This window comes from Massilia arenae (assembly GCF_008014745.1).
GTDB classification, from domain to species: Bacteria; Pseudomonadota; Gammaproteobacteria; order Burkholderiales; family Burkholderiaceae_D; genus Telluria; species Telluria arenae.
This window is the reverse complement of the sequence record NZ_VPFD01000019.1, coordinates 63,036-78,482: the sequence shown is the minus strand read 5'-3', so window position 1 is coordinate 78,482 and position 15,447 is coordinate 63,036. Positions and strand designations below refer to the sequence as shown.

The 15,447-nt window shown below is 67.6% G+C and carries 16 protein-coding genes and 1 pseudogene; 11 read left to right on the top strand and 6 right to left on the bottom strand.

Annotated elements, in window-relative coordinates; genetic code table 11:
* The first annotated feature begins 1 nt into the window (after position 1).
* The gene (locus FVD38_RS26540) at positions 2 to 604 is read left to right on the top strand and encodes a hypothetical protein (RefSeq protein WP_187271634.1); all 603 of its coding nucleotides are present in this window, start codon (positions 2 to 4) and stop codon (positions 602 to 604) included.
* 73 nt (positions 605 to 677) lie between these two features.
* A complete protein-coding gene (locus FVD38_RS17675) occupies positions 678 to 1,001 on the top strand; it encodes a hypothetical protein (protein ID WP_147936034.1) in 324 nt (107 codons plus the stop codon).
* A gap of 10 nt (positions 1,002 to 1,011) precedes the next feature.
* Here the strand turns inward: FVD38_RS17675 and FVD38_RS17670 are convergent, their stop codons facing one another.
* From FVD38_RS17670 to FVD38_RS17655, 4 genes are all read right to left on the bottom strand, one after another.
* Positions 1,012 to 2,298, bottom strand: a complete 1,287-nt coding sequence (locus tag FVD38_RS17670) for a sensor histidine kinase (protein ID WP_147936033.1) — start codon at positions 2,296 to 2,298, stop codon at positions 1,012 to 1,014.
* Positions 2,291 to 2,989: a response regulator transcription factor gene (locus FVD38_RS17665; RefSeq protein ID WP_147936032.1), complete on the bottom strand. Its 699-nt coding sequence runs from the start codon at positions 2,987 to 2,989 to the stop codon at positions 2,291 to 2,293. Before FVD38_RS17665 ends, FVD38_RS17670 begins: the two co-directional genes overlap by 8 nt.
* A gap of 51 nt (positions 2,990 to 3,040) precedes the next feature.
* Positions 3,041 to 3,808 (bottom strand): MipA/OmpV family protein, encoded by a 768-nt coding sequence (locus FVD38_RS17660; protein WP_147936031.1) that lies wholly within the window; start codon positions 3,806 to 3,808, stop codon positions 3,041 to 3,043.
* An 81-nt stretch (positions 3,809 to 3,889) separates the two neighbouring features.
* On the bottom strand, positions 3,890 to 5,035 hold the full coding sequence (locus tag FVD38_RS17655) for a fumarylacetoacetate hydrolase family protein (protein ID WP_147936030.1): 1,146 nt from the start codon (positions 5,033 to 5,035) through the stop codon (positions 3,890 to 3,892).
* A gap of 145 nt (positions 5,036 to 5,180) precedes the next feature.
* Between FVD38_RS17655 and FVD38_RS17650 the strand changes: the two genes are divergently transcribed.
* Complete coding sequence (locus FVD38_RS17650) at positions 5,181 to 8,153, top strand: sensor histidine kinase (protein WP_147936029.1); 2,973 nt, start codon at positions 5,181 to 5,183, stop codon at positions 8,151 to 8,153.
* On the opposite strand, the gene FVD38_RS17645 is transcribed toward FVD38_RS17650, so the two are convergent.
* Together FVD38_RS17645 and FVD38_RS17640 are read right to left on the bottom strand one after the other, a co-directional pair.
* Positions 8,150 to 9,475: an ATP-binding protein gene (locus FVD38_RS17645; RefSeq protein ID WP_147936028.1), complete on the bottom strand. Its 1,326-nt coding sequence runs from the start codon at positions 9,473 to 9,475 to the stop codon at positions 8,150 to 8,152. The two genes, FVD38_RS17650 and FVD38_RS17645, sit on opposite strands and share 4 nt — an antisense overlap.
* Positions 9,472 to 10,212: a response regulator gene (locus FVD38_RS17640; protein ID WP_147936027.1), complete on the bottom strand. Its 741-nt coding sequence runs from the start codon at positions 10,210 to 10,212 to the stop codon at positions 9,472 to 9,474. Before FVD38_RS17640 ends, FVD38_RS17645 begins: the two co-directional genes overlap by 4 nt.
* A 192-nt stretch (positions 10,213 to 10,404) precedes the next feature.
* On the opposite strand from FVD38_RS17640, the gene FVD38_RS17635 reads away from it, so the two are divergent.
* From FVD38_RS17635 to FVD38_RS27235, 8 genes and pseudogenes are all read left to right on the top strand, one after another.
* Positions 10,405 to 11,112: a cytochrome c biogenesis CcdA family protein gene (locus FVD38_RS17635; protein ID WP_147936026.1), complete on the top strand. Its 708-nt coding sequence runs from the start codon at positions 10,405 to 10,407 to the stop codon at positions 11,110 to 11,112.
* Between the two features lie 11 nt (positions 11,113 to 11,123).
* Entirely contained in the window at positions 11,124 to 11,645 is a 522-nt protein-coding gene (locus FVD38_RS17630; RefSeq protein WP_147936025.1) for a thioredoxin family protein, read from the top strand.
* A 35-nt stretch (positions 11,646 to 11,680) separates the two neighbouring features.
* Positions 11,681 to 12,418: an SDR family oxidoreductase gene (locus tag FVD38_RS17625; protein ID WP_147936024.1), complete on the top strand. Its 738-nt coding sequence runs from the start codon at positions 11,681 to 11,683 to the stop codon at positions 12,416 to 12,418.
* A gap of 14 nt (positions 12,419 to 12,432) precedes the next feature.
* Positions 12,433 to 13,485, top strand: coding sequence for an alpha/beta fold hydrolase (locus tag FVD38_RS17620; protein WP_147936023.1), 1,053 nt, complete (start codon positions 12,433 to 12,435; stop codon positions 13,483 to 13,485).
* An 11-nt stretch (positions 13,486 to 13,496) separates the two neighbouring features.
* Complete coding sequence (locus FVD38_RS17615) at positions 13,497 to 13,916, top strand: organic hydroperoxide resistance protein (protein WP_147936022.1); 420 nt, start codon at positions 13,497 to 13,499, stop codon at positions 13,914 to 13,916.
* Positions 13,917 to 13,927: 11 nt separating this feature from the next.
* Positions 13,928 to 14,380, top strand: a complete 453-nt coding sequence (locus FVD38_RS17610; protein WP_222706944.1) for a DUF6130 family protein — start codon at positions 13,928 to 13,930, stop codon at positions 14,378 to 14,380.
* Between the two features lie 246 nt (positions 14,381 to 14,626).
* Entirely contained in the window at positions 14,627 to 15,181 is a 555-nt protein-coding gene (locus tag FVD38_RS17605) for a porin family protein (RefSeq protein ID WP_187271633.1), read from the top strand.
* Positions 15,182 to 15,231: 50 nt separating this feature from the next.
* Positions 15,232 to 15,297 (top strand): annotated as a pseudogene (locus FVD38_RS27235) (GAD-like domain-containing protein); the annotation flags it as partial.
* Positions 15,298 to 15,447 lie beyond the last annotated feature (150 nt).

The following is a 15,447-nucleotide window of genomic DNA, read 5'->3' as shown; positions in this document are numbered from 1 at the left end:
TATGGAGCAAGCCCAGTCCCTCCACCGCTGCGTGAACGTCGGCTGCGGACGCGCCTTTCCGCGCCGGGTCGATTTCTGTCCGTGGTGCGGCATGGCGCAGCGACCCGTCGCCGCGCCGATCGTGCCGCCGTCGCCAGCCTTGGTGAAACGGCCGGAGCCGGTCGCGGTTCCGCCGCCGCCGCCGGCGCCAGCCCCGCCTCCTGCGGCGCCAATTCTGCCACCGTCACCGCCACCCAGGCCGCCGCCACCGCCACCGCCGCCACCGATTCGCCCGAGTGCCGCGCCCCGGCCGACCGCGCCGGCGCGCAAACCGATCCGCCTGCGCTGGTGGCTGATCGCGCTCGGCCTGCTATGGCTGGCCTGGATGTTCACCAAGCCGACCCAGGCGCGCATCGAGCGCCGTATGGACGCGGCGGTCCTGCTTGCGAAGGAGTGCAAGCCGAAGCAGGCGCAGGATGAATTGATCGCGCTGCGCAAGACGCGCGCCAGCAAAGAGCAGCTGCGCAAGGTGCAGGATGCGCTCAATGCCGCAGCCGCCGCCTGCACGCGCGAGGAGCGGCGCCGGCGCAGCCATCCGCTGGCCGATCCGAAACGCGGTGGCTGACCCTGTAAGGACATCCACGCCCGATGGCCGCGTGTATCATGGGCGGCGTTGAGAAAACCGCAAGGAGTAGAGAATGAAAGCAACCATGACCAAGGCGCTGCTGGTGCCGGTGATGCTCATGGCGTTGGCCGGCTGCAGCCGCGACGAGGACGGCGCCGGCCCGGCGGAACGCATCGGCAAGGCAATGGACGAGGCCAGCGCCAAGGTGACCGATTCGATGAAGGACGAACTGGCCCGGGTCGATGACGCGGTCGACGAGGCGCGCGACAAGGTCAAGGACGCGACCGAGGAAGCCAGCCGTGGCCTGGATCGCGCTACCGAGGAAGTCGGCAAGTCGGTGGAACGCGCCGGCGAGAAGATCCAGGAAAAAGCCGACGAGATCAAGGAAGACGACTAAGCGTTGTCCTCTAAATGAAGGTCATCTCCGCAAGCGTGCCGTGCGCGGGGTTGGACGAGATCGCCAACGTCCAGCCGAAGCGTTCGCACACCCTGCGCGTCAGGAATAGCCCGAGTCCCTGGCCGCCACCCTGCTTGGCCGAATTGCGCAGCGCCAGCGTGTAGCGCCGCGCGGCGGCGACCGTATCGAAACCTGCGCCGCTGTCCTGGATGAAGAGGCGCCCACCGGCCAGGCGGACGTGGATGGCGCCCTGGTAGCTGTTCTCGGCCGCGTTGCGCAACAGATTGCCCACCACAATGCGCACGATCGCTTCCGGGCAGTTCACCGTCAGGGGCTCCAACACGTCGACGACGAAGCGCGCGTCCTTGCCCTCCAGTAGATGCCGGTGGTCGTCGATCAGCGTCAGTACCAGCGCATCGAGCCGTGTGGTCTCCAGCGGCGCCTTGCCGTCCTCGCGCGACAGGAACAGCAGCGCCGCCATGATCTCGGTGAGGTTCTCGGCGGTCGATTCGATGCGCGCCAGGGGGGCCTCGGCGGCCGGCGGCAGGTCGTGCAGCCTGAGCACGTCGACGGCGCCGGCAATGACGGCGATCGGCGTGCGGAACTCATGGCTGGCCTGGTCGAGCAGGCTGCGTTCGCGCTCGATGAAGCGCTCGACCCGTTCCAGGTGGCCGTTCACGATGACGGCGATGTCGTGCAGTTCGCTCAGGGCGAAGTCGGTCGCCAGGCGCTGCGACGGCTGCTCGGGATCGAGCTCTTCCATCCGCTCTGCCAGCACCCCCATCGGCCGCCGCAGGCTGCGGTAGACCCAGGCGATCGAACCGGCGATCATCGCGCCGCTCAGCACCGCGATCAGCACGCTGACCAGGGCCATATTGTTCTGGTAGTTCTCCAGGTCGGTGATGTCGACCGCCATCACGATGCGTTCGCCGTCGCCCACCGGCGTCACCAGCACCGCATGGCTGAGATCCGACTCATAGCTGTCCATCCGCTCTTCGTCGTAGTAACCGGGCTGCAGCCCGGCGAAGTAGGGCGGCATGTCGGTCGGAATCGGGCCGGCGCCCAGGCGCCAGCCGCGGATCAGGCCCGTCGGCGGCGGTTTGGGCGCTGGCCTGCCGTCCGCAAGCATCTGGGCGGTGCTCGATTCCAGCAGTTCTTCCCACAGGGGATGCACGATCAGGTGCTGGCTCAGGTTGCCCTGGATGGTCAGGCCCAGCGCCATCACCAGGAAGAACAGGACGAAGACTGCGCTGATCTTGCGCTGCAGGCTGGACATGCCAAGGCCGCGCTTATTCATCCGATAGCCCCAGCCGGTAGCCGCTGCCCGCGATGGTCTTGAGCAGCTTGCGCGGCGCATCGCCGTCAATCGCCTTGCGCAGCATGTGCATGTGCGAGCGCAGGACGTCGTTGTCGGGAACGTCGTCCTTCCAGATCAGGGTCTCGAGTTCCTCGCGCCGCACCAGCGCGGGCGAGCGGCGCATGAGGAGTTCGAGCAGCTGGCGCCGTACCGGCGTCATCGCCAGCACCTTGCCGGCGCGGCTCACTTCGAGCGTGCCGAGGTCGAAGCGCAGGTCGGCCACCTCCAGCACCTGCGATTCGGCCACGGCGCCGCGCGTGCGCTGCACCAGCACGCGCAGGCGGATTTCCAGCTCGGCCAGCGCCACCGGCTTGACCACGTAGTCGTCGGCGCCGGTCAGGAAGCCGTGCAGCTTGTGCTCGAGCTGGTCCTTGGCCGTCAGGACGATCACCGGGATGCGCGACTTCATGTCCTGGCGCAGCCGCCCCAGCATCGTCATGCCGTCCATGCGCGGCATCATCCAGTCGAGGACGATGGCGTCGTAGCGGTTGATGGCCAGCAGCCCCAGGCCCGATTCGCCGTCCGGCGCCGCGTCGGGATGGTGCCCGCACGCTTCCAGGTAGTCGTAGATGTTCGCGGCCAGGCCGGCGTTGTCTTCGATGATGAGTATGCTGAGGGGCTGCTTGATCATGGGGCGCAACGAGGTCGGTTGAAAAGGCCGGAGCAGTATCGCACCAAAATCTTAGAAGCCGCGGCTGAAGCCGATGAAGGCCGACACCGAGCCGTCCTTGTCTTTCTCCACCAGCGGGCTGTCCGAGAGCTTCGTCGGCAGCTTGCGGTAGCCGACATTGCCGATAAAGACCCAGTTGCCGGCGAACGGGCGCATCACGTCGACGCCGATGCGGGCCACCGCCGCGCTTCCCGGCTGGTATCCGGCCACGCCGCGCGCGACTTCCTCGGGCAAGGTGCCGTAGTAGTAATTGGCCAGCTTCTTCGACAGGTGCGAGACGCCGATGTTCGGCGTGATCCGCGTGGCGCCCCACTGTACCGGATAACCATAGGTCAGGCTGGCCTCGACACCCTTGCTGGTGCTGGTGATGTCGCCCTTGACGCCCAGGTCGAGCTGGCCCATGGCGCCGCGCCAGCTGGCGGCCAGGCCCAGGTCGAAGGCATCGTCGCGGTCTTCCAGCAAGGCGCGGTCGATGCCGCGCTCGGCCAGTTCAGGCCCGCCGAAATCGTCCCTGTCGATGCCGTCGAAGCGGGCCGACAAGGTCGCGTCGAGCGCGAAGCCGCCGCGCTTGACGAGGTGGGCGCCGCCGCCGATGCCGCGCCAGTAGAAGCGCTCGCCCTGGTAGGTCACGAGCGGGAAGGGCGTGACGCGCGTGCCTTCGCCGGCGTACACCGAATCGGAGACGGCGGCGCCGATGCCCAGGCCCCAGCGCGGCGGTTGCTGGGCACTGGCAAGGCTGGAGACGGCGAGAAGGGTGGCGCAGAGGAAGATGGGCTTCATGGATGGTCCTGTTGGTGGTCGCTGAGTGAATGCCTGCACTATGCGGCAGGCGTGTCGATGAAATGTCGTTGGCACGGTGGCTTACCTGGTCGGCGCGCCGGCCGCGACGACCGTCGCGTCGATCCAGCCGAGGTAGTTGCTGGAATGATGCACCCGGTTGCCGGGTTGCAGATAGATGCGTTTGGCGGCCTCGCCGGCCAGGTAGCGCTCGACCTGCACCAGTTGCGCGGCGCGGTCCTTTGCGCCCATCACCGCCTTGATCACGGCCGGCTCGGGCTCCTGGAACACCACGCCGTCGCCGGTGCCGGTCAGCACCGCGCTCTCGGTGCCGATCGCCTTTCGTGCGACCATCGGGATGCGGCCGCCCGCATACGACCAGGTGCGCGTGTCGGCCTCGCCCAATGTCTCGTCCACGATCGCGCGCAAGTCCTTGATCATGTCGCCGGCATTCGCTTGCTGGCGCTGCCGGCCGTCGAGGTGGGTCGCGATGGTGACGCCCTGCAGGAAAGCCTTCCAGTCGCGCGGCACCACCAGCAGGGCGCCGGCGGGGAAGCGGTCCGGCCCGCTCTTTGCGTCCGCGAAGCCGTCGCCCGAGGCTGGATTGCGCAGATCGATATTGCGCACCAGCGTGGCGCGGTCCGAGAAGTCGCCGCACAGGAAGAAGCCCTTGCGGGCGGCGTCGAAATCGGCGGCCGAGCGCAGTTCGCGGTCGAAGCGCGCGCAGACTTCCACCTCGTAGTCCAGCAGGGCGCCGGGGGCGGCGACGACGGTGGCGCGCGGGCCGCCGGCCGCGGACAGCTTGGGAAACAGGAAGGCCTCGTGCATGCCGACCTCTTCGCCGTGCGCCGGGTAGTTGGTGCCGGCGGCGATATGGGCCAGGCCGCGCGGTCCCACGCCGAGCAGGCGCTCGAGTGGATGGCTGACGGTTCCTCGCGCCTGCCGCGCCAGGCCGTCGAGGGCGGCGGCGTCGAAGCGCTTGATGACGTCGAAGGCGTCCGGGCTATACAGGCCGCTGGCCGCGCTCAGGTCGATGGCGGTGAGATTGCCGGCGCCCAGCGTCAATGCCAGCAGGGTGTGGACCTGTTCTCCCTGGCGTACCTGGGCGAAGGTATGGGCCTGCGCGAGGGGCGCCAGTGCAGGGCCGGCATTGGCTGGCGGCGCTGCCGATGCGCTGGCCGCAGTGAGGGCCAGGCAGGCGCAGGAAAGGACGGTACGAAGGCGGAACATGGTGAACTCCAGGTGGTGAACGAGCCGGCATCGTAGCGAGGCGATGTCGCGAAGTTGTCGTTCAATACTTGCCCTGCATATCCACGCATAGGGTATATTTCTGGTATTAAATTCTGCTACCACAAGTAGGAGTCATCCAGCAGCCATGTCCCGCCTCTCCTTGCCGTCACTCCTGTTGAACAGCTTCTGGGTCCTGTGCCTGTTGTCATCCGGCCTGCCGGCCTGGGCGCTGGACCGTGAGGTCGGCCTGGCCAATACCCATCACACCAGCTGGACCGTGCTCGATGGCGCGCCGTCACGGATCATGTCGATGGCGCAGACGTCCGATGGCTGGCTATGGCTCGGTACCTATGATGGCTTGTACCGCTTCGACGGCGTGCGTTTTACGCGCGTGGAACTGCCGCGGCGCGGCATGCTGACCCGCGACCGCATCCTCGCGCTGGGCGCGGAGCGCGACGGCAGGCTGACGATCACCTATGCCAGCACGGGCATGTCGATACTGCATCCGGACGGCCGCCTGGAAGACTTGCCCGACGCCGAGCAGCCGCTCGGCCTGATCCTGTCCACGACGATCGATGTCGACGGCAGCATCTGGGCCGGCGCGGAGAGTGGCGTGCACCGCTTCGACGGCCAGCGCTGGCAGCCGGTCCCGTTCGACGGCGTGCCGGAGGTGGGCGGAGTACACAATATGCTGGTCGACCAGTATGGCCAGATGTGGGTGTCGGACCGGGAAGGCGCCTGGCGCCCGGACCGCCAGCGTGGTCGCTTCGTGCGCGTTGCCATGCATGGCGGGTTCTTCGCGATGTCGCCCGACGGCCGCCTGTGGCTGGCCAACGGGGGCAGGATGTCGTTGCTGCCCGGTGCGCCGGATGGCCGCGTGCTGCCGCCACCGGAAGGGTTCAATCGCACCGAAGCACGACCAGCGGCGCTGTTCGACCGGGATGGCACGCTGTGGTCGCTCGGCGCCGGCCGTGAACTGCGCCTGCGCTATGGCGCCGGCATGCTGCCGGATACCGCCTTCGACGCTGCACAGGGCGAGGGCGATGTCGTCGCTTCCCCGCCTTTGTCGGGCGACGATCCTGAATACATCCTTGAAGACCTTGAAGGCAATGTCTGGATCGCGACCCAGCATGGCCTGGATCGCTTCCGCGAGCGCCGGGTACATCGCTCGCTCCTGTCGGGGGCAGGCTACTACTTCACCCTGGCGCGTGACACCGATGGCGTGGTCTGGGCCGCTGACCGCAGCAATGGCGCCTTGTGGCGCATCGCGCCCGGCCGCGCGCCGCAGGTCGAGCGCGGGCAGCATGCGCTCATGGTTGCCAACGACCACCGGGGCGCGCTGATGCTGGCCGGTACGCATGGCATCGAGGTGCGCTATCGCGGCGCGGTCGAACGGATACCGTTCCCACCGGGACCGGATGGCAAGCCGGCCGCGTTGCGCCTTGCCGGCCTGGGTCATGACGGCAAGGTGTTGTGGATATTCTCCGCCCCGACCGGCCTGATGGGGCTGGTCGATGGCAAGTGGCTGCCGCGCAGCGCCTTTCCGCTGCCACCCAAGATCGGCGTCTCGACGGCTGGCGCCAAACCGGGCCAGCAGTGGCTGGGCCTGGCCGACGGTGAGCTGGTGTTCTACGATGACGGCGTCAGGCAGGTGTACGATGCGTCCGCGGTCGGCATGGCGTCACGCATCTTCGCCGAAGGCGACATCACGATCAGCGGCGCGCGCGGCATGGGCGTGCTCAAGGACGGCCGAATCCAGCTCTTGCTCGCCCCGGATCCGGACGCGCTGCGCAACGTCACCGGCATGTACGTCACGCCCGAGGGAGACCGCTGGCTCAATGGTGCGGGTGGCGCAGTGCACGTGCGCGCGCAGGATTGGCGGCGCAGCATGGCCGACCCCGGCCTGCCGCTGCGCTACCGGCTGTTCGGCGTGCAGGACGGCTACACCGGCAAGGCGATGACCGAGATCCGCATGCCCACCGCGGTGGCCGATGGAGGAGGGCGTATCTGGCTGGTGACAGATGGCGGCGTGGTCAGCATCGACAACACGCCATCGTCGCGCAACGGGCACGCGCCGCGGGTCGCGATCCTTGGCGCGGAGGCCGGCGGCGTGGCCGTTGCCGCTGCCGGGACGCTGTCCCTGCCGGCGGGATCGAACGAGTTCGGCATCGAGTTCACCGCGCTCGGGCTGCGCCGTCCGGAAGGGCTGCGGTTCCAGTACCGCCTGGACGGCGTCGACCGTGACTGGCAGGATGCCGGCAACCGGCGCGCTGCCCGGTACACCAATGTGGCGCCGGGTGCCTACCGCTTCCAGGTGCGCGCGCACAACGAGGATGGCGTGGCCAGCGCCAATACCGCGGCCCTCGAGCTGGAGATCGCGCCGACCCTGTTCGAAAGCCGTCCGTTCCAGATCGCGTGCGCGCTGGCGGCGCTGGCGCTGGGCTATTCTCTGTACCGCTACCGCGTGCGCCATCTGACGCGGCGGATGGCCGAGCGCCTGCGGATGCGCACCGCCGAGCGCGAACGCATCGCCCGCACCCTGCACGATTCCTTCCTGCAGACGGTCGAGGCGCTGGCCCTGCGCCTGGATACGGTGGTGCGCGCCATGCCCGATGGCGACCGGGCCCGCACCAGGCTCGAACACGTGCTGGACGAAGCCGACCAGGCCATCGCCGAGGGCCGCGACCGCTTGCAGGAACTGCGCATGAGCGACAACATCACCCTGGACTGCGTCATCGACGACGCGCTGCGCCGGCTGCAGGAAGACCATCCCGGCATCGTGGCCGGCTTCGAGGTCGACGGCAGCGCCGTGCGGCTGGCGCCCGCGCTGGCCGAGGAAGTCGCCGAGATCGCGCGCGAGGCGATGCGCAATGCCTTCCGCCACGCCGGCGCCACGCGCATCGACGTGCGCCTGACATATGGCAGGCGCCGGCTGGCGCTGGAGGTGGCCGATGACGGCCGCGGCATCGCGCAGGCGGTGCTGCAGGCCGGCAGGCGCGATGGGCACTGGGGTCTGGTGGGGATGCGCGAGCGCGCGGCCCAGATCGGCGGGCAGCTGACGGTCGACAGCGGCGCAGGCAGAGGCACCAAGGTGCGGCTGGCCGTGCCGCTCGCCTAGGCCAGGTCGCGGATTACCAGCCTGGCTTCCAGCCCGCCTTCGGGATGGTTCGCCAGTACCAGCGTGCCGTCCAGCGTCGCCGCCAGTTGGCGCGCGATCGCCAGGCCGAGCCCGGTGCCGCCGGTATCGCGGTTGCGCGACGCTTCCAGGCGGTAGAACGGTTCGAACACCTTCTCCAGCTCTTCCGCGGGAATGCCGGGGCCGAAATCGCGCACCAGGATCGCGAGCTCGCCGGCTGCAGCCTGCCCGGTACTTCGCCCGACACTGACTTCGACCTCGCCCCCATACTTGAGGCCATTGTCGACCAAGTTGCCAAGGATGCGCTTGAGTGCATGGGGACGGGTCGCCATGGAAGTGCCGGACTTGCCGCTCAGGGTCACGGCGCGCCCCGCATCCTGGTAGTCGCCGACCAGGCTGCACAGCATCGCATCGGCATCGATGCGGCACGGCGCTTCCAGCGTACCGTGCAGGGTGCGCGCATAGGCCACGCCGTCCTTGACCAGCGCCTCCATCTCGCGCAGGTCGCGGTTCATCTTGTCGCGCTGGACCGCGTCTTCCAGCATATCGGCGCGCATGCGCATGCGGGTGATCGGCGTCTGCAGGTCGTGCGAGATCGCGGCCAATATCTGGGTGCGCTCGCTCATGTAGCCGGCGATGCGCGCCTGCATCGCATTGAAGGCGCGCGCCGCGCGCGAAACTTCGTGGGGGCCGGATTCGGGCAGCGGCTCGGATTTTAGATCGGGTCCGAGACTGTCGGCGGCATCGGCCAGCCGGGCCAGGGAACGGGTCGCCAGCCGCACGCCGGCCCAGGTGAAGGCCGCCAGCAGGATCAACTGTCCGAGCAGCACGGCGGGCAGCCAGTTCGATACCGGCAGGCCGGCGGGCCGCATGTCGATCGTCAGCGGCGTGCCGTCGGCCAGGATCACGGTCGCCTGCACCCGGTTCGGATGGCCCGGCACCGCCCGCGCGGTGACCTGGTACTGCTTGCCGATGGCATCCATGAAGGCCTCGGCGATGCGGCGCGCATGCGCGGTGTCGGGCAGGTGGCCCAGGTCGCCGGGGCCAAGCGAAAAGCTGTAGGTGCGGCGCTCCAGGCGCGGCAGCCAGGCGGCGCGTTCGGCCGCCGGGAGGCGGTCGAGCAGGGCGACCGAACTGGCGACGTCCTGCTCCAGGTAGCCGAGCATCAGGCCCACCGTGGCTTCGCGCCGCTCGCTCATGATCAGGACATAGGACAGCGCATGCGCCAGCGCCAGGCCGAGCGACAGGATCAGTACCAGGCGCACGAACAGGGTGCGCGGCCAGCGCAGAAAGTTAGTGTTCATGCCGGACCGTCCGCCACCTCGACCGCGCACGAAAACACATAGCCTTCGCTGCGCAGGGTCTTGAGGTAGCGCGGCTCGCGCGCATCGTCCCGCAGGCGCTGGCGCAGGCGGCTGACCAGCAGGTCGATCGAGCGGTCGAACAGGTCGGCGTCGCGGCCCTGGGTCAGGTTCAGCAGCTGGTCGCGCGACAGCACACGCTGCGGATGATCCAGGAACACCCGCAACAGGCGGTATTCGGCGCCGCTCAGGGCCACCATCGTGCCCTCGGCATCGAGCAGGTGGCGGCCGACGGTGTCGAGCCGCCAGTCGCCGAACGCCAGGAACTGGCCCGGCTCCTTGACCTCGAAGTTCGGCGGCAGCATGCGCGCGCGGCGCAGCACCGAGCGGATGCGGGCGAACAGCTCGCGCACGGCGAACGGTTTTGTCAGGTAGTCGTCGGCGCCCATCTCGAGGCCCACCACGCGGTCGGTCTCTTCGTCGCGCGCGGTCAGCATCAGGATCGGCAAGGCACGCCATTTGCCGGCGCGCAGGTCGCGGCACAGGGTCAGGCCGTCTTCGCCCGGCAGCATCAGGTCCAGGATCACCAGGTCGAACTGGTGCTGTTCCATCAGCGCGCGCATCTGGCGGCCGTTGGCGGCGGTGGAAGCACGCATGCCCTGTTTTTCCAGGTAGCTGGCGAGCAGTTCGCGGATCTCGAGGTCGTCGTCGACGATCAGGATATGGTCGGTATGTTCCATGGTCGGCACCTGGCAGGGAGTCTGTTTCAAGAGTAGCAGTGCTGCCTTTATATCTCAACCGCCGCCCACTTTTGTATGCCAGTGTATCTGGGCCCGGGCCGGGTACAGTACATTGCAAGAACCCCCGTTCCGGACACATCCCGGATACGCCACGGCGGTCCAATACGGTCATCCCAACAGGAGGACCGTACCATGCCAACTCTCATCGACGCACCACTTGCCCTGCTCGGCGGCGTGCTGACCATCGCCTCGCCCTGCGTGCTCCCCATCCTGCCCATCGTCCTGGGCGGCACCCTGCAAGACCGGGCGGAGGGACAACGTAATACACGTCCGCTGTTCATCGTGGCCGGCTTCGTCATTGCCTTCGCCGCGCTCGGCATGCTGCTGGCCAGCGCCTCGCAGCACGTCGTGCTGGCCCACGAAACGCTGCGCTACGCGGGCCTGGCCATCCTGGCCGTGCTGGGCGTGGCGATGCTGTGGAAGGCGCCGTATGCGTGGTTAATGAACCACCTGAGCGCCCTGGTGAGCCGTGCGATGCCCGCCGGAGGCGAGGCCCGCGCCGGCAATCTCGGTGGCCTGTTGCTCGGCATGTCGCTGGGCGCGGTCTGGACGCCCTGCGCCGGGCCGGTGCTGGCCTCGATCCTGGTGCTGGTGGCCCAGGCCCAGGATATCGGCCGCTCGGCCGGCCTGCTGCTGCTGTACGCCATCGGCGCCGGCATCCCGATGCTCGTCATCGCCTACGGCGGCCAATTCGTCCGCACCCGGATCCGCGCCGTGGCGCGCCACGCCGACCGCCTGCAACAGCTGTTCGGCGCGCTGATCCTGGCCACCGCCGCCGCCATCTATTTCCAGTACGACGTCCTGCTGTACGCCCACCTCGCCAACTTCATCTCGCTCTGAAAGGAATCATCATGAAACGCCTGTTCACCCTGCTGCTCGCCGGCGCCACCTTCTTCAACGCCGCCTCGTCCCATGGCGCGCCGATCGCCAAGGTCCAGACCGCACCTGAATTCACGGGCATCGACAAGTGGCTCAATTCGCAGCCCCTCAGCATGCAGGGCCTGCGCGGCAAGGTCGTGCTGGTCGACTTCTGGACCTACACCTGCATCAACTGCATCCGCACGCTGCCCCATGTGAAGCGCTGGCACGAGAAGTACCGAACCCAAGGCCTGGTCGTGGTCGGCGTGCATACCCCCGAGTATCCGTTCGAGCGCTCGACCTCGAACGTGCAGTCCGCGATCAAGCGCTTCGGCATCCCGTACGCGGTCGCCCAGGACAACCGCTACGCCACTTGGGAGGCCTATTCGAACCAGTATTGGCCGGCGGTCTACCTGATCGACAAGCGCGGACGCATCGTCTACACGCACTTCGGCGAAGGCGCCTACCAGGAGACCGAAGCCAAAATCCAGGCCCTGCTGGCCGAAGCGGCGTAAGCCATCACTTTTTCAACCCACGAAGGAGAACCACCATGAACACCAGCACCGCACAACACAAAATCGCACTCGTCTTCGGCGGCTCGCGCGGCATCGGCGCCGGCATTGCCCTGCGCCTGGCGCAGGAAGGCACCAACGTCGCCCTGACCTATGCCGCGGCCGCCGCCAAGGCCAACGAGGTGGTCGCCGCCATCGAGGCCCAGGGCCGCGATGCCCTGGCGACCCAGGCCGACAGCGGCAACGCCGCCGACCTGCAGTCGGCCGTGCGCCAGGCCGTGGCGCGCTTCGGTCGCATCGACATCGTCGTCGTCGCCGCCGGCATCCTGCACGTCGCCGACGTGGCCGAGTTCAGCATCGACAACCTCGACCGCATGCTCGACGTGAACGTGCGCGGTGTCTACCTGGCGATCCAGGCGGCCCTGCCGCATATGGGAGAGGGCGGCCGCATCGTCACCATCGGCAGCAATGTGGCCGAACGCAGCAGCCATCCGGGTTCCAGCGTGTACGCCATGACCAAGGGCGCGGTGGCGGTAATGGTCAAGGGCCTGGCGGTCGACCTGGCGCCGCGCGGCATCACCATCAACAACATCCAGCCCGGCCCGATCGCGACCGACATGACGGCCGACATGCTCGAGATGATCACGCCCCTGATCCCGGTGAAGCGCGTCGGCCAGCCGGCCGAGATCGGCGGCCTGGTGGCTTACCTGACCGGCCCGGATTCGGGCTATATGACGGGCGCCAGCCTGACCATCGACGGCGGCATGTCGCTGTAATCCGGGAGAACGCCATGAACGACACCACCAACCTGAAACGCAGGGGCTTCCTGAATACCGCTGCGCTGGGCCTCGTCGCCGTCCAGGCCAGCCTGATGGGCGCCGCGCAGGCGGCGCCTGCCGGCGCCAGGCCAAGCGCCGGAAGCGGGATTTCCCCGGCCAGCAACACCTTCACCGACATCCGCCAGATCCGCGCCGGCGTGCTCGACGTCGGGTATGTCGATGCCGGCCCGCGCACCGGCACGCCGATCGTGCTGTTCCACGGCTGGCCCTACGACATCCACGCCTTCATCGACGTGGTGCCGATCCTGACCGCGGCCGGCTACCGCGTGATCGTGCCGCACCTGCGCGGCTATGGCAGCACGCGCTTCCTGTCGCCGGACACGCCGCGCAACGGCCAGCAGGCCAGCTTCACGGCCGACGCCGTGGCCTTCCTTGACGCACTGAAGATCGAGCGCGCCATCGTCGCCGGTTTCGACTGGGGCGCCCGCATCGCGACCACCCTGGCCGCACTGTGGCCGCAGCGTTTCAATGCGCTGGTCTCGGTCAGCGGCTACCTGATCGGCAGCCAGGAAGGCAATATCAAGCCGCTAGCGCCGAAGGCCGAGCTGCAATGGTGGTACCAGTACTACTTCGCCACCCCGCGCGGCGAGCTCGGTTATCGCGAAAACACGCACGCCTTCGCGCGCCTGATCTGGGAGCTGGCGTCGCCCGAGTGGAAGTTCGACGACGCGACCTTCGCCCGCTCGGCCAGGTCGCTCGACAACCCGGACCACGTCGCCATCTCGATCAGCAACTACCGCTGGCGCCTGGGCCTGGCGCCGAGCGAGCCGCAGTACGAAGACCTCGAGCGGCGCCTGGCGGCATTCCCGGACGTCGCGGTGCCCACCATCACGATGGAGGGCGAAGCCAACGGAGCGCCGCATCCGGACCCGAAGAACTACGCCAAAAAATTCTTGAAGAAGTACGAACACCGCCACCTCGCCAAGGGTGTCGGCCACAACCTGCCGCAGGAAGCGCCCCGGGACTTCGCCCAGGCCATCCTCGACGTCGCCAAATGGATTTGAGGAGATCGACCATGAACACCAATGCAAACGTGCTTTACACCGGCAAGACCCACACCACCTCGGGCGGACGCGATGGCGCGGCCCGCAGCACGGATGGCCGCCTGGACATCCAGCTGTCCTCTCCCGGTTCGACAGGCGCGGGCACCAATCCGGAGCAGCTGTTCGCGGCCGGCTGGTCGGCCTGCTTCATCGGCGCGATCGGGCTCGCGGCGGGCAAGCTGGGCGTGAAGCTGCCGGCCGGGCTGGCGGTCGATGCCGAGGTGGACCTGTGCAATGGCCGTGGCGCCTACTTCCTGCAGGCGCGCCTGAACGTGCACCTGCCCGGCCTGGAGCAGGACACGGCGCGTGCGCTGGTCGACAGCGCGCACCAGACCTGCCCGTATTCGAAGGCGACGCGCGGCAATATCGACGTCCAGATCAACCTCGTCTGAGAGAGAACATCATGCGACTATTGTCTACCCTGATTCTCGGCCTCGCGGCCACCCTGTCCCTGCCGGTCTTCGCCCAGGGCGATGTCGGCGGCGCTAGTCCGATCGCCGTGGTGGCGATCGAGAACGAGGCGGCTCCCAGATTGATCGTCGACCAGCCGCTGCCGGGACCGCTGGCGAAAGGCCAGGTCTTCATCGGCTACCGCACCGAGAACATCCGCATCGTGCCGGTATATAACAAGGGCGCGCTCGACGTGTCGCCGCGCATCGGCCACCTGCACGTGACGGTGGACGGCACGCCATGGCATTGGGCCGACGCCAGCAACGAGCCGATCATCCTGGTGGGCCTGCCCCCAGGCCCGCACAAGGTGCTGGTCGAACTGGCCGATCCCACGCACATGGTCGTCGCCAGCAAGGCGGTGGAATTCGTCGTGCCGGCGGTGGCGGGAGGCCAGCACGGGCATTGATCGCAAGGTCGCGACCAAGTTGTATCCAGAGGTAACGCCGTACATATATCGCATTGGGCCTGATCTTGCGGCGAATGGCGTGCATCGTGCCTGCTAGTCGCCCTCGGCGGCTGGCAGGCCGACGGCCGGGGATCCCGCGGTTACAACCGCTTACGTATCAACGGTTCAGCTTGGCTTGCCATTGGTGCTACCTTTCCAATACGCAATTCAATGAGGAATTGCGAACCAGACCAGATAGAGGACATCATGAAAAAACTGTTCATTACGCTCGCAGCCGCCGTGGCCGCCATCGGTTCCGCACAAGCCCAAACCGTCGTTTCCGAGGGCGGCACGGGGCGCCCCTATATCGGCGCCGCCGTATCCGGCGCCAAGAACCAGACGACGGATGACTGGCAGGCCGGTGGCAAGATCTTCGGCGGCTACAACATCGACCAGAACTGGGCGGTGGAAGTTGGCCATTCCCGCTTTGGCAAGGAAGACTTCAGGGCTACCGCAGCGCCTCAATTCCCGGATGCCCAGGTAAAGAGCTCGCGCACTTATATCGCCGGAAAATACACGATGCCGGTGAGCACCGACCTGTCGGCCTACGCAAAGCTGGGCGCTTCGTATAACGAAACCAAGACCAGCTTCATGAGCGCCAACCGGACCAATCGCGACACCGGCGCCTACGCTGCGCTGGGCTTGCAGTATGCGCTGGCGCCGAACGTGGCGCTGGTTGGCGAATACGAGCGTTATGGCAAGAAAAAGGACGTTGGCGCCAAGGCTGACGTCGTGTCGGTGGGCCTGCAGTACGGCTTCTGAGCTTTCCCTCGCTCGCCGGCCGCGCAGGTTGACGCCTTCGCGGCCGGCCAATCTACTGGCAGGAAGAAGGACGGTGCGGCTACAAGGATGGACGATTCTGGACGGTTAATCCAGATGACCATGAGGATGGCCAGTTGACGATACTTCGCCGACTGGCTGCGCCTGCGATGCCATTTTTCGATATCGACATCGATTGGCTGCTCAGCCCCCAGCCGCGCAACGAGAGCGTGTGCCAGTCCGGCCGAGCGACCATCGACTGCCACAAC

Excerpts from the sequence above, each read along its gene's own strand:
- FVD38_RS26540 (WP_187271634.1), top strand. The coding sequence starts at position 2 with ATGGAGCAAGCCCAGTCCCTCCACCGCTGCGTGAACGTCGGCTGCGGA.
- FVD38_RS17675 (WP_147936034.1), top strand. The coding sequence starts at position 678 with ATGAAAGCAACCATGACCAAGGCGCTGCTGGTGCCGGTGATGCTCATG.
- FVD38_RS17670 (WP_147936033.1), bottom strand. The coding sequence starts at position 2,298 with ATGAATAAGCGCGGCCTTGGCATGTCCAGCCTGCAGCGCAAGATCAGC.
- FVD38_RS17665 (WP_147936032.1), bottom strand. The coding sequence starts at position 2,989 with ATGATCAAGCAGCCCCTCAGCATACTCATCATCGAAGACAACGCCGGC.
- FVD38_RS17660 (WP_147936031.1), bottom strand. The coding sequence starts at position 3,808 with ATGAAGCCCATCTTCCTCTGCGCCACCCTTCTCGCCGTCTCCAGCCTT.
- FVD38_RS17655 (WP_147936030.1), bottom strand. The coding sequence starts at position 5,035 with ATGTTCCGCCTTCGTACCGTCCTTTCCTGCGCCTGCCTGGCCCTCACT.
- FVD38_RS17650 (WP_147936029.1), top strand. The coding sequence starts at position 5,181 with ATGTCCCGCCTCTCCTTGCCGTCACTCCTGTTGAACAGCTTCTGGGTC.
- FVD38_RS17645 (WP_147936028.1), bottom strand. The coding sequence starts at position 9,475 with ATGAACACTAACTTTCTGCGCTGGCCGCGCACCCTGTTCGTGCGCCTG.
- FVD38_RS17640 (WP_147936027.1), bottom strand. The coding sequence starts at position 10,212 with ATGGAACATACCGACCATATCCTGATCGTCGACGACGACCTCGAGATC.
- FVD38_RS17635 (WP_147936026.1), top strand. The coding sequence starts at position 10,405 with ATGCCAACTCTCATCGACGCACCACTTGCCCTGCTCGGCGGCGTGCTG.
- FVD38_RS17630 (WP_147936025.1), top strand. The coding sequence starts at position 11,124 with ATGAAACGCCTGTTCACCCTGCTGCTCGCCGGCGCCACCTTCTTCAAC.
- FVD38_RS17625 (WP_147936024.1), top strand. The coding sequence starts at position 11,681 with ATGAACACCAGCACCGCACAACACAAAATCGCACTCGTCTTCGGCGGC.
- FVD38_RS17620 (WP_147936023.1), top strand. The coding sequence starts at position 12,433 with ATGAACGACACCACCAACCTGAAACGCAGGGGCTTCCTGAATACCGCT.
- FVD38_RS17615 (WP_147936022.1), top strand. The coding sequence starts at position 13,497 with ATGAACACCAATGCAAACGTGCTTTACACCGGCAAGACCCACACCACC.
- FVD38_RS17610 (WP_222706944.1), top strand. The coding sequence starts at position 13,928 with ATGCGACTATTGTCTACCCTGATTCTCGGCCTCGCGGCCACCCTGTCC.
- FVD38_RS17605 (WP_187271633.1), top strand. The coding sequence starts at position 14,627 with ATGAAAAAACTGTTCATTACGCTCGCAGCCGCCGTGGCCGCCATCGGT.